The sequence below is a fragment of the Anaerolineales bacterium genome (genome assembly GCA_003105035.1).
GTDB lineage: Bacteria > Chloroflexota > Anaerolineae > Anaerolineales > UBA4823 > FEB-25.
Map to the genome: position 1 here is coordinate 185,498 of PQAL01000019.1, position 13,457 is coordinate 198,954.

Here is a 13,457-nt window from a genome sequence, read left to right on the forward strand (position 1 = left end):
TATACGTACCGGTTAAGAATTGGTTCCCTCCACCCCATATACCAATCTAGAAGGTCGCCGTTTTTTGACAATTTTACCAGCCCCTGCCTATGCTTCGTCTGCCGGAGGTGCTGTCTGTCCATAATCCAGGATCTCATAACCCTGCGGGCCTGAATCCTTGGAAATGATGCCTTTCTCTTGCATGGCTTCCACCAGGCGGGAGGCGCGCGTGTACCCGATGCGTAAACGTCTTTGCAGCATGGATACCGAGGCCCGCCCCTGGCGCCGGGCCAGGTCGATTGATTCATCCAGCAAGGGATCCTCTTCTTCCTGCGATTGCATATCATCCCATAATGGCATTTGGGTCAGTGGGATTCCGGCCGGGGGCAGGTCAGGGATGCCACCTGCGGCGGTTGCGAGAGGTGCACGCTCGGGAAGAAAGCTTTGCCAATAGGTCACCAGGCTGAGGATTTCGCTATCAGAAACGTAGGTACCCTGCAAACGTAATGGTGCGGGTGCATCCGGCGCCTGGAAAAGCATGTCACCCCGCCCCAGCAGCCTTTCAGCGCCAGGTTGATCGAGGATCACACGACTGTCGGTATTGGAAGCCACGGCGAAGGCAATGCGGGCTGGGAAGTTGGCCTTGATAATGCCGGTCACTACCTCTACCGACGGGCGTTGAGTAGCCAACACGAGGTGGATACCGGTAGCACGCGAGAGCTGCGCCAGGCGCGTGATGGCACTTTGGGTTTCATCGGGTGCCAGCATCATCAGGTCCGCCAGCTCATCGATAAACACCACCAGCTTGGACAGCTTCTTATCCTTACCATCTGGGTGGCTATCCATGCGCGCATTATACTCGCTGATATTGCGGGTACCTGCCTGGGCCAGTTTGTGATAACGCATATCCATCTCGCGCAGCACCCACTGCAACACTCCCACCACTTTCTCCGTCTCAACCACCACGGGTGCAAGCAGGTGGGGGATGCCGTTATAGTTGGTAAGCTCAACCCGCTTCGGGTCAACCATGATCAGCCGCAGGTCATCGGGCGTGTTATTCAGGAGCAGGCAGCAGATGAGCGAGTTCACGCACACTGATTTACCCGAGCCAGTTTGGCCGGCAATCAACAGGTGTGGCATGGCTGCCAGATCGGCTGCCACGACATTCCCGGCTACATCCTGCCCCAGGGCAAAGCGCAGCGAGGATTTTAGGCGCTTGAATGCGTCGCTTTCAACCACATCGCGTAGATTCACCACATCGATGTGCTCGTTCGGCACTTCGATGCCGATATAACCTTTGCCTGGGACGGGCGCTTCCACGCGGATGGTGCGAGCGGAAAGCGCTAAAGCCAGGTCATCCGCCAGCGAAGCTATTTTGGCCACCCGTACGCGCGTCCTTGAGCCGCGCGTTTCGATAAAATCAGGCTCGACCCCAAATTGGGTAATGGTCGGTCCCCGGTTGATTTCTACCACATTCACCGGTGCACCTAATACCCGCAGGGTTTCTTCGATCACCCGGGCGCGTTGCCGGTCGACATCGTCATCATAAACGGTCTCGTTGCCCTTTTCCAAAATCCGGTCGATGGGCGGCAGTGCCCACGGGCGAGGCTGGTTGGGATTTACCATTAAATGAGCTGCCCCTCCTGTATCAGTAGCAGGTCCAGCCCCCATATCAGGCCAGTTCGCAGGTGGAGCAGGTTGGCTGAGACTGGCTGCACTCGTTGCAGGTTTCCCATGGTTCCGGCGTTCATCCAACCAATCCTGGAGGTTGTCCTGGATGCGTTCCACAAGCGGTGGCGCCCAGCGGAATAAGTCCACTGCAGCTACATCGAGGATGAGGATCCAGGCAATGATCAGCCAGGCAAGCAGGGTCACTGCCATGCCCGCCCAACCCAGGCCAACATATAGCGGGGTATAAATGAATGCCCCCACATAGCCCCCGCCCCCTTTACTGGCTGCCAGGGCATAGGCATCCTGGGTAAAGGTGAAGAAGTGCATCCAGCCCAGGATATCAAGGAAAAGCAGGACCACGCCAATAATTCGCTCGAAGGCAAAGTGAGGCACACGCTCAAAACTACGCAGCACCAGCCACAAGCCCACAACGAATAAAGCAGCGGGGAAAAGATATGCTCCCCAGCCAAACGCCATACCAAGGATACTTAACCAGCCAGCAGTTGCCTTATTGTGGCTGGCTGAGAGCAGGCTCAACAGGGTGAGCAAGCCGATAAACAGCAGCACAATGCCCACCAGGTCAAGCTTACGGTCAAGCGACATGCCGGGTGAAGCCGAAGCCGCCTCCGTGGATGGCCTGCCTCTGGATTTTGAAGCTCCCCGGTGAAAGAGCGCCCCAAGCATGGCCAGGATTCCCACTGAAGCGCCCCGGCTGCTATGACTGCTTGCTGCTGTCTTACTACCCTTGCGGGTGGAAGTACGGCCTGGCGGCCGCCCTCGCCGAGCCGGAGTGCGGGTACTCGAAACCCTGCGACTTGTCTTGGCATACTGGCGGGATGGTGCTGCAGCACTCTTTTTTCTTGGCGAAGTCTTGGCAGAATCGACCATTTCTCTGGCATTATAGCATGAATGGCCAGCCTTCCATCGCAACGGCATTTACCCCGGAAATAAGGTAAAATTCTAGGGCGAGTTTGTAATCATCCCCTTTTTCTGAGGTCATCTTGTTCGAAATCGTCTTCCTTGGCACATCTGCTTCCGCTCCCTCCGTGCACCGCGGCCTATCCAGCCAGGTGGTGATTCATGATGAATTCCGCTTCCTCATCGATTGTGGAGAGGGTACGCAACGGCAAATCCTGCAGTCTGGGCTTGGATTTAAGCGCCTGAACCGTGTGCTGATCACCCACGGTCACCTCGATCACATCCTGGGGCTGGCGGGATTGCTTTCCACATTCATGCGCTGGGAGACGATTGACAAATTGGAGATCTATGGCGGCCAATGGGCCCTCGATCGCATCCATGACCTGATCTACGGGATCGTCCTGCGAGGTACCAAACCTCCCATGGACCTGCAGCTTGTGCAGATCAGCAGCGGGCTGATCTTCGACGAAGACGACTTCACCGTGAAGGCGTTCCCCGTCTGGCACCGGGGTCCGGATTGCTTTGGCTATCTTTTCGAGGAGAAGACCCGCCGCCCGTTCCTGCCCGAGAAGGCTGACGAGCTGGCCATCCCTCCTGGGCCTTGGCGCCGTGACCTGGTTAATGGCGAGTCGGTCACGCTTCCAGATGGCCGGACGATCCAACCCGAACAGGTGCTCGGCCCAGAACGACCGGGCACGCGTATTGCTCATGTGGGCGATGTGGGCCGGGTTGACGAGCTGGTGAATGCCGTCAGGGAAGTGGACGCCTTAATCATCGAAGCCACCTATCTTGAGGAGGAAGCAGAGCTGGCTGATCAATTCGCCCACCTCACTGCCAGCAAGGCTGCCCATCTGGCCAGAGATTCCGGAGTCAAACAACTCATCCTAACCCACATCTCGCGCCGTTATCGCGAGCGTGACGTGCTGGCAGAAGCCCAGTCGATCTTCCCCAATACCAGCGTCGCCAGGGATTTCGACGCGTTCCAGGTGAGGCGCGGCGAATGCTTGAAAACGAACACTATCCAGGAAAGCAGAGACAGCTAACCGAATAGGTCTTCGTAATTAAATAAAAGAAGGCCAAAAGTATACTTCCACCCTCAGCGCGATCGTGGGTAGATAACTTTCTGGCCTTCTCTGTTAGTCGGTTTTTTCTTATACCGTGCTTCCCGTAAAGTTGAAACCCTTGATTTTCAAGGCTGGGACACGAGTACTGATCCCACCAAACTCACCGATCAGCAGATGGGCTGTTTTTCCTACTGCTTCCACATTAGCCAGTGCCTGGACATAGGGCATGGTGTAACGCAGGTTCTTTACTGGATAGGCGATCTCACCATTCTCGATCATGAACACACCGTCACGGGTCATGCCGGTGATGACACATTCCCGTGGGTGCACCAGGCGTGTGTACCAGAAGCGGTTTATGTAAAGACCTTTTTGGGTGGATTGAACCATCTCTTCAACTGTGGCACTACCCGGACCCATGAACAGGTGGGCGGCGATCGGCCCAAAACCACGGAAGGTGATCGGTGTGGCATGCCCGGTGCTGGTTTTACCTTCCTTGGCAGCCGAGTACCGGTCGTAAACTGGCCCGATTACCACGCCTTCTTTAACGATATCCACCTTCTGTTTAGGTACCCCTTCATAATCGAAGGGCAGCGGAGCCCCCGCAGTGTTGCAGCCGTCGTCCCAGATGTTGACCTGTGGGCTCATGACCTGTTGCCCCAGCCGGTCATTCATCCATGAATGGCCTTCCTGGACAGCCTGCGCACCCATCCCATAAAAGTTCAAGCTACTCAGCAGATCATCCGTGGCGTAGTGCTCAAGGATGACGGTATATTCCCCTGGCTCGATCTTGACCGGGTTATGGCCTCTTTCGGCAGTATCAATGGCCCTTTTTCCAAGGGATTCCACATCCAGCTCAGTGATTTTCCAGGCAGACCCTTGGGACCATCCGGAAGAGTCATGGCTCATCACCACTGTTTGGAAGTCCGCGTTGGTCCTCGAGTGATGGGCGAAGACACCTTGCGAATTCGCCACCACAGTATCGCCTGAACCGGTGGTCAGCGCGCCTGAGGCAATCAAGCCCTTTTCAGCTGCCACGTGGCACACGACCCCCACAGCCCTGGCACGTTTTTCAGCCGAATAACTGGCAGTATTGGAATCCCATGAATTCACGTGCTGGTAAGCAGCTGGTTCGGGTAAGCCCGGGTAATTTGGATCTTCAGGGCTGGCCTGGGCATTGGTCTTTGCCCGCCTCACCAATTCGTCCAGGCCAGCCTGGTCAAGGCGGTTCGTGGTGGCTGTACCGATCTTCTTCCCAATTAAGTAACGCAAGCTGACTTCAGCGTCTCGCTCGGCAACATTTTGGTGGATGATATTGTTGGCAAAGCGCGTCAGGGCAGTGTCAAGGGTTAACAATGTCACTTCAGCGGGGTTCCCCTTGCAACGCGCCAAGATCGCCTCGGTAATTTTTCGTGCTTCTTTTTCGTCTATCATGTCATCTCCTGAGGAACGCTGCCTTTATTTCAATACCCCAACCTTCACATTACGGAAGCGTGCCGGTGCTGCTCCATGCCCGGTATGGGCAACCTGAGCTGGCTGGCCTTTCCCACAGTTAGGGGTGCCCCACATTACCCAATGGTCTGAGTTACACACTGCATCGCAGCTATTCCAGAACTCTGGGGTGATCCCAGTGTAGGTGCAGTTACGCAGCAGCCGGCCCATTTTCCCATGCTTGATCTCATAACCGATCTCTGTACCGAACTGGAAGTTGTAACGCTTGTCGTCAATAGACCATGAGCGGTTTGACTCCATGTAAATCCCATCCTCGGTGTCGGCAATCAGGTCATTGAACTTCCAGGTGCCCGGCTCGAGGCTGACGTTGACCATGCGGATGATCGGGATGCGGTTCCATCCCGAGGCACGCATACATGCGTTGGAGGTCCGCCCCAGCTGCGTGGCAGTCTCGCGCGACATCAGATAGCCAACAAACAAACCTTCCTTCACCAGAGGAGACGATTGGGCAGGCACACCTTCGTCATCCCAGCCAAAAGTACCCAAACCGAGTGGGCGTATGCTGTCGGCAGTCAGGTTGACCACCGGCGAACCGTATTTAAAATTACCCAACTTCTCGGTGGTCAGGAAGGACGTGCCTGCATAAGCTGCTTCGCTTCCGTACACCCGGTCCAGCTCGGTGGGATGGCCACATGATTCATGAATCTGCAAGGCTAATTGCGAACCACCCAGGATCAGTGACGTGGTGATATTGGATGGGCAGGGGTCAGCGGTCAGCAACGCCACCGCCTCGCTGGCAATCCGTTCTGCATTTCCAGGCAAGTCCCAGCGCAACAGCTGCTCCCAGCCGCCAGTCACCTGCTGGCGGGCGAAAGCATTGGGATACGACCGCACCTGGATCTCGCTGCCTCCCACGGCAGTCGCGGCGATACCACCCCCGGTTTCCAGGAGGGTCTGATCGGTGAAAGCCCCTTCAGTGTTGGCAAATTGCTTGTGCACCTTGAGCATGGTGGCATGCGACCGGCGCGTGCGTATCCCCTGCACACGGCCCATCTCAGCATCAGCCTTGAGGAGCAAGGCAAGTTTCTCATCCAATGGCACACTAAACGGGTCAATTTTATAAGGCGTCTGGTAAGTCCCCTGGCTGGTCACTTCCGGTCCAAGGCTTACCTTTTCACCACCCACCAGGGATGAAGCCTGGGCGATTTCTAGTGCCTGAGCGGTGATCTGGTCGATTTCTGCACCATCCAGGTTACGGCTCGAAGCAAAGCCCCAGGCGCCATTCACCAACACCCTCACTCCCAGGCCTTCACTCTCGCTAGAAGCCAATTCCTCCACGAGCCCGTCCTTCACCGAGACACTTTCTGAACGGTCATTTACCAGGCGTACATCGGCATATTGTGCTCCCCGCCTGCGAGCCAGGTCGAGGGCACGCATCATTAGCTCTTTCAAATTAACCTCCTGTCTATTATGCGTAATAATCGATTTGATTAACCAAATCGTTGTTCTTTCCAGATATCCGCTTCATTATGATAGCCAGCCTGTTCCCAAAACCCAGGCCGGTCGCGTGGCATGAACTCAAGACTCCGCAGCCATTTTGCCCCCTTCCAAAAATATGGCGTCTTCAGGTCAACCCGGCCAGGAACGTATCCCACCACCCCACGCAAGGGTGCACCGTGTTCTGCGGTCAGCGGTTGACCATTAAAATGGGTTGCCAGCAAGAAGTTCTCTGCCAATACCACTTCGAGGGGCAGGTTCACCGTGAAGCCGTGTTCAGCATGCTGCAGTACGAATTTGGCACTCGGTTTCAACCTGATCAATCCCTGGTCCACGAGATTGCGTACCGAAACACCTTTCCAGGTGGTATCCAGCTTGCTCCAGCGGGTGACGCAGTGGATATCCATAGTCAGGGTAGTGCGGGGCAGCTGATTAAATTCATCCCAGGTCCAGCTTTTTTCTTCCTCAACTTCACCCCAGATGCGAAAATCCCAGGTGGCAGGGTTAAACATTGGCACCGGTCCATAATGCAGCACCGGGAATTTTACTGTTAATGACTGGCCTGGAGGCAGGCGTCCTTCTTTTTTAGTCTGGTCTTCTAATTCTTTACGCTTGAATATACCGTTAAACATAGTCACCTTTAGCACGCAGGTTATAATGCCAGGCTTTCGCCGGGCTTCAGCACGTGAACCTTCACGCCCAGCCGGCTAACACACTCGGCCCATTTTATCGCGTCCTGGGCGATGAGTTCCCAGGTATTATAGTGGACAGGGATGACATGTTTCGGCATGATCAGTTCAACAGCCTTATAAGCATCATCCGGTCCCATGGTGTAGTTATCGCCGATGGGGAGCAATGCGACAGCAATGCCCTCCTGGCCGATCAGCTTCATATCGCTGAATAAACCCGTGTCACCCGTGATGTAGATCTTCTGACCATCTTCAGGTGTGATCAAGAAACCGGCAGGGTTCCCACCATTCGTGCCGTCTGGCAAGCCAGAGCCATGTAATGCGGGGGTGAGCTTGAGATAGCCAAACGGAAAGCTGTGCCCGCCGCCAATATGCTGCCCATGGGTGTTTTGCACGCCCTGTTTCGCTACCCATTCGGCAATCTCGAAGTTGCTCACCACCATCGCCCCGGTGCGTTTAGCAATTGCCACCGCATCTCCTACGTGATCAAAATGCCCATGGGTGATGAGGATGAAGTCGGCGATAGCATCCTGGGCAGAGATGGACACGGCAGGGTTATCGGTGAAGTAGGGATCGACGAGCAGCTTGTAGCCCCCCACCTCCAATCCTAAGGTCGAATGACCGAACCAGGTGATTTTCGTGCTCATTTTTCCTCCTTTAACCTTGTGCTGTTATACCTTATCTTGAAATGATTGAACCTGATTTGTTTGCGGATATTGCGTATTAGGCGATTACCCTGGCAAATGACTTCAATTGTCCAGCTCGCTGGCTTGCCATTTTTCCACACGCTTCCACAATATTGGTCAGTAGTGCTGGTTCCAGACCCAGCAGGAATTCTTCCGCTGAAAGGCGATTGTCAAACATTAGATATGCCTGCTGAAGGTATTGAGAAAGCAATTTTTCTCCGCTTCGCTCATAAATAAACAGGGCAACAGGCGAAGTCTTCAGATCGGTGAAATCTACCAGGCCGCGTCGACCAGAGTGCAGCAATTGAGCAATCGATGGGTTAACATCTCTGTGGACCATTTCTCGACCATCCCTGGGGAGCTGGTTACTGATATCCTGCTGGGTATGACTTTCGTTGTGAATATCTCCCAGGAACAACGCAACCGGTGCATCGCCACCAGATATCTCTGCCAGGGTTTCCAGGATAGCCATGGTCAATAGCTTCACCTCGATGTATCGGCTACTGGTTTGTAAGTTGCTCCGTACCTGTTCAAGTTTCATACCCATTGTTTGCTGATCAGGAATCCCGGCGTAATCGTGATACACGTGCTCAGCTTGAATGGAATGCAGGAACTTCACCATCCCCTGCAATGCCTGGCGGTACTCCCCATATGTGTAATCGCATCCAATCCGTATGGCTGGGTATGCCTCTGGCAGTAATTTCCAGGTAGTCTCCAGGAAACCCGCCGGGTCACTCCCGGCGAAATTCTCGACATCCCGGTTGGCGAAGCGCACGGCACCATGCATGGTCTCTTCGATCTCAGCCTCGGCCATCGGTAAATTAAAGTCGTGGGACACTTTGATAAAGCGTGACTGCAAGCGCTCGAATGGACCGATTCCTTTTTCGTCTCTGGGCCTGAAAGGGATCGTGGTCTCAATATACGCACTGATTTTTAGCAGGATTGGGGCAGTCAGGTTAGCAGATAGCTGGCGTAGCATGACCAGGCAGCTGAGTAATTCGTTGGTGCCAGAATTGAGCGCAACATCCTGCCCTGCTGGCCACCCAAATAGCTCCCTCACCATATGAAAGCCCCGGTCATCGCCAGGGACTGACCCGGTGATCGTGTAGACCGGATTTCCTTTGCCGCGTGGTAAGAGATAATCCTTTAGGGTTTCCCATACCTGATCACTAAAACCTCGATCAACCTGAAAATAAACCACATCATGGAACAATGCTGCCATGGATTGGATGGGGTCATGGAGGTCGCACAGGTTTAGGGCATGCGCGGTGGTATGGAAATATCTTCCTTCCCCCGTCATCGCTTGATATATGAAAGTAGAAAGCCGGGCAATCTCACCAGGAAGCAGGGTAACACCAAGGTCATGGCTGGCTCGTTTGAAAACTTCGTTTAGCTGGTGGATATCATCCTTCATTCCTGATCCAATTCTCCCATCGAGGAAGATGGCATTAAGTATACACCTCGCAGGTGAAAGCAAGCTGAAACCGCTCCCGTCCATCCGGTCTGCTATAATCCATAGTAGATCGATAAATATCGAAAGCAGGAAAAACCTGACCGATATTTCAGGTTGATTTTAATTACCTGATATCCCAAGCAATCTTGAGATTAAGCTTTAGGAGTACACCATGGAATTTTCGGAACTCTTCCATCCGGGCATGACCCGCGAAGATAGCTTTGAGATCATGCTAGAAAACAGCGCCATCCACCTGGGAAGTGGGTCTTCGCGTGTGCTGGCCACGCCCTGGATGATCGCCTTCATGGAAAGGGTATCGCACCGCTTGTTGACCTGCTGCCTGCCGGAGGGCTATTCCAGTGTTGGCACCCACCTGGATGTCCACCACCTGGCACCCACCCCCGTCGGGGCAGTCTTACGCGTCAGGGCGGAAGTGCTCTCCCTGGAAGGATTCAAAGTCAGTTTTTCGATCGAAGCCTGGGATTACCTGGAAAAGGTGGGCGAAGGGAAACATGAACGGGTGATCATTGATGAGGCGCGTTTTTGGCGCCGGGTGGAGAAAAAGATCGCCAGTCTATAACCCTGAGGGAAAACTATCCAGTTTTTGTTCCACCTGCCCGGCGAAGCAAGGCTGCATATACCCCCAACCCAATCCCTGCTAACAGGAATAACCCTCCCAAAATACCCAGCAGCGGGCTTTTCCCAGGCGTCTCCGGGATGATCGCCGTCTGGGCCTCCGTCTCTGAGTTCGCCTGGGCACCAAAAGCGATTTCGGTGGTCTGACCTGCCTCCAGTCGTAAGGTTTGGTTGAGCTCCGTGGTCCGGTTATAGCCTTCGGGGGCAGCCACGCTGATGAGATACTCCCCCTGTAACAGCTGGTCAAAGCATGTATACCCCCGCTCCTGGGGCGTGGGGTTTTGGATATTCGTGGCGATTCCACCGGAGGGAGTCTCAGCCGTCAACGACACGCTCCCCAGACGGTTGCTGATGCTGATCTCGCCTCCCTGGATTGATGGCTCAGTCTCCTGGCGCATCGAATCACCATTGACGTCGTTATAAAGCAACACACAGAGTATCCCCCAACCGGGAGGCGCGGTTGGTGAAGGGGTTACGGGTGCCTGGGTGGGCAAGACACCCGGAATCGCAGTTGGGCCTGAGGGGCCAGCATATCCAATCAGGTAAGACTCGCCCGGGATAATGATATCGTTTTTCAACAATGGGTTCAGCTTGCGGAATTCATCAACGGTTATCCCACTGATGGCTGCGATACGCCAAACGGTATCGTTCTCCTGGGCAATATAGATGATCTTCCCATCCGGTCCAGGGGTGGGCGTGGGGAACACCGTCAGCTGAGCCAAGGGGGCTGCCAGGGTATGGTAGCTCTGGGCGAAGATCAGGAGGATTAGCCCAGCCAGGCTCACGGTAAACAGGAATTTTTTTAACATAACGAAATAGAATTATACATGATTAGGCTTTTTCTTGCCTGAACCCGCTGATGCGGAATCTGACACAACCATCCGGGCAGAGACATTCCATTTCCTGTGAATTACGAGCGCCCAGGTATCTCAGGTCACCCTCGCAACGGATAATTTCCATTAGCGGAAATATCTTTATAAACGATGATGGACAAAATCCTGCCGGTGTGCTGTATTCACATAGGAAGATATCACCTGGCTCTAAGCCTATTCGGCATTCCTCAGCCTTATTCTCCTTGCCCACTTTTAATACTTCGATTTTGAACTGCCAATCTTCTGGATACCATTTTTTCATTTGCGTCTCTCCAGGAATTGGATTCCTGCAATCGCCTGTCATTCAATTCATTATATGCCGAATTTCAGGTCAAACCAATCATCCTCTGAGATATTGGTTTTTTACCATTCAATGAATTGTCGAAAGAGGATATTCCCGTTCTAAACCACGAAATCTTATTGGTTGATATAATATGGGTTAGCAGATCATTGTGAAACCTGTTGCTTTGATAGCATGCTGATACCCGTCTATGCCTACCCGATAATAATAAATAGTGAAAGCTGATCACCTGAATAAAAATATTTCCTAGAACATTAGCAGAAATATAAAAAGAGGAGAGTGTTCCATGCTTTACGGAAGTGCCGGGAAAATTCTACACGTCGACCTTACCAAAGGAAAAATTAGCATCGAGCAACCAGGTGAGGATTTTTATAAGACCTACATTGGCGGCAGTGCTATGGGGATTTATTACCTTTATAAAAATACCCCAGCGGGTGCCGACCCTTTGGGGCCTGAGAACACTCTGGCCTTCATGATCTCACCTACCACAGGGGTCTCAATCAGCGGGCAAAGTCGCATGAATGTCACTGCCAAGAGCCCAGAGACCGGGTTGATCGGTGACAGCCAGGTGGGTGGGTTCTTCCCCGCAGAATTAAAATTCACCGGCTTTGATGGTGTGGTGTTCACGGGTAAATCTCCCAAGCCAGTCTATCTGTGGATCCACGATAATGAGGCAGAGCTGCGTGATGCATCCCACCTGTGGGGAAAAATCACCGGCGAAGTGCAGAGGACCATCCGAGATGAGCTTGGCGATGCCAAGATCGAAGTAGCGCAGATCGGGCCGGCAGGTGAAAAATTGGTACGCTTTGCCGCTATCATGAACATGTGCAACCGCGCCAATGGCCGCACCGGCATGGGCGCAGTGATGGGCAGCAAGAATCTCAAAGCCATCGCCGTGCGCGGCCATCAGAAAGTAAAAACCGCCGACCCAGCAGCTATCACCAAACTCGCACGCCTGGGCCCTAAGCGCGTCCAGGATATCCCCGACATGAAAGGCTTGCAAGACTTCGGCACTGCCTCCGTCTTGAATTACCAGAATTCAGTGGGAGGCTTGCCGACCCGCAACTATTCCAGCGGATTTTTCGAGCCCGCGGAAGATATCTCTGGTGAGCACATGTCTGAAACGATATTAACAAAGAATGACACCTGCTATGCCTGTGTGGTGCGTTGCAAGCGGGTGGTGCAGACCCAATATAAGGATCAACCTTTCGATCCGCTTTATGGTGGCCCTGAGTATGAAACCCTGTCCACCATGGGGTCGTATTGCGGGATAAGCGATCTCAATGCCGTCTCCATCGCCCACCAGATCTGCGACCAGTATGGAATGGATACCATCGCCTGCGGAGCAACCATTGCGTTTGCCATGGATTGCTTCGAACATGGCTACCTGACCTTGAAGGACACGGGCGGTATCGACCTGCGTTTTGGCGATGCCGATGCATTGATTGCAATGGTGGGCATGATCGCCCGGCGGGAAGGCCTGGGAGAGCTGCTTGCAAATGGCTCTGCAGCAGCGGCGAAGAAAATCGGCAAGGGAGCTGAAGACCTGGTCGTGGCTATCAAGAGCCATGAACTACCGGCTCATATGCCGCAGGTGAAACGCAGCCTGGCGTTGATCTATGCAGTCAATCCCTTTGGGGCGGACCACCAATCGTCTGAGCATGATCCTGGCTATACACCCGATACAGCCTCCTATAACCTGGAACGGATGTCGGAAGTTGGACTGACCCACCCCATGTCTGACCGGGTGCTGGACAGGGAGAAAGTCAATATGGCGCTGACTACGGAGCTGAACTACTGCTTCATGGATACGGCCACATTGTGCCAGTTCGTATTTGGACCTGCCTGGCAGGTGTATGGCCCTAATGAGGAAGCGGAGCTTATGCGGGCCACGACTGGCTGGGATTGGTCTGTCGCCGACGTGCAGAAAGTTGGGGAGCGGCGCTTGAACATGATGCGAGCTTTTAATGCCCGTGAAGGGGCTGGTCGTGAGATGGATACACTGCCCAAGAAGATATTTGATGAACCGCTCAAGGGCGGTGCATCCGATGGCCTGACCGTTACCCGCCAGGAGCTTGAAGAAGCGCTGGATATTTACTATGAGATGTGCGGTTGGGATGTGACCAGCGGGAAACCAACCCAAGCCAAGCTGGAAGAATTGGGCCTTGGCTGGATGGTTTGATAACTGAAGCTTGAGTATATCAACAAGCCCGTAGGGACTAGTCAATTCAAAAGATAATGT

11 protein-coding genes are annotated in these 13,457 nt (G+C 53.8%); 3 read left to right on the forward strand and 8 right to left on the reverse strand.

Going from position 1 to position 13,457, the window contains the following annotated elements; genetic code table 11:
- Positions 1 to 87 precede the first annotated feature (87 nt).
- Positions 88 to 2,586: a hypothetical protein gene (locus C3F13_09365; protein PWB53607.1), complete on the reverse strand. Its 2,499-nt coding sequence runs from the start codon at positions 2,584 to 2,586 to the stop codon at positions 88 to 90.
- Between the two features lie 65 nt (positions 2,587 to 2,651).
- On the opposite strand from C3F13_09365, the gene rnz reads away from it, so the two are divergent.
- Positions 2,652 to 3,611, forward strand: a complete 960-nt coding sequence (rnz, locus tag C3F13_09370) for a ribonuclease Z (protein ID PWB53608.1) — start codon at positions 2,652 to 2,654, stop codon at positions 3,609 to 3,611.
- Positions 3,612 to 3,719: 108 nt separating this feature from the next.
- Here the strand turns inward: rnz and C3F13_09375 are convergent, their stop codons facing one another.
- The 5 genes from C3F13_09375 to C3F13_09395 form a co-directional block, all read right to left on the reverse strand.
- The gene (locus C3F13_09375) at positions 3,720 to 5,063 is read right to left on the reverse strand and encodes a hypothetical protein (protein ID PWB53609.1); all 1,344 of its coding nucleotides are present in this window, start codon (positions 5,061 to 5,063) and stop codon (positions 3,720 to 3,722) included.
- 24 nt (positions 5,064 to 5,087) lie between these two features.
- The gene (locus C3F13_09380; GenBank protein ID PWB53610.1) at positions 5,088 to 6,521 is read right to left on the reverse strand and encodes a peptidase C69; all 1,434 of its coding nucleotides are present in this window, start codon (positions 6,519 to 6,521) and stop codon (positions 5,088 to 5,090) included.
- Between the two features lie 50 nt (positions 6,522 to 6,571).
- Positions 6,572 to 7,210, reverse strand: a complete 639-nt coding sequence (locus C3F13_09385) for a sulfite oxidase-like oxidoreductase (GenBank protein ID PWB53611.1) — start codon at positions 7,208 to 7,210, stop codon at positions 6,572 to 6,574.
- A gap of 20 nt (positions 7,211 to 7,230) precedes the next feature.
- Positions 7,231 to 7,914 carry a metal-dependent hydrolase gene (locus tag C3F13_09390; GenBank protein ID PWB53612.1) on the reverse strand — a complete coding sequence of 228 codons (684 nt, stop codon included), beginning with the start codon at positions 7,912 to 7,914 and terminating at the stop codon, positions 7,231 to 7,233.
- Between the two features lie 76 nt (positions 7,915 to 7,990).
- Positions 7,991 to 9,367 (reverse strand): hypothetical protein, encoded by a 1,377-nt coding sequence (locus C3F13_09395; GenBank protein ID PWB53613.1) that lies wholly within the window; start codon positions 9,365 to 9,367, stop codon positions 7,991 to 7,993.
- 241 nt (positions 9,368 to 9,608) lie between these two features.
- On the opposite strand from C3F13_09395, the gene C3F13_09400 reads away from it, so the two are divergent.
- Entirely contained in the window at positions 9,609 to 9,986 is a 378-nt protein-coding gene (locus C3F13_09400; GenBank protein ID PWB53627.1) for a thioesterase, read from the forward strand.
- 13 nt (positions 9,987 to 9,999) lie between these two features.
- Here C3F13_09400 and C3F13_09405 read toward each other — a convergent pair whose 3' ends face one another.
- Complete coding sequence (locus tag C3F13_09405; protein ID PWB53614.1) at positions 10,000 to 10,851, reverse strand: hypothetical protein; 852 nt, start codon at positions 10,849 to 10,851, stop codon at positions 10,000 to 10,002.
- 22 nt (positions 10,852 to 10,873) lie between these two features.
- Positions 10,874 to 11,218, reverse strand: a complete 345-nt coding sequence (locus C3F13_09410; GenBank protein PWB53615.1) for a TIGR04076 family protein — start codon at positions 11,216 to 11,218, stop codon at positions 10,874 to 10,876.
- Between the two features lie 283 nt (positions 11,219 to 11,501).
- Between C3F13_09410 and C3F13_09415 the strand changes: the two genes are divergently transcribed.
- The gene (locus C3F13_09415) at positions 11,502 to 13,397 is read left to right on the forward strand and encodes an aldehyde:ferredoxin oxidoreductase (protein ID PWB53616.1); all 1,896 of its coding nucleotides are present in this window, start codon (positions 11,502 to 11,504) and stop codon (positions 13,395 to 13,397) included.
- The last annotated feature ends 60 nt before the right edge of the window (positions 13,398 to 13,457 follow it).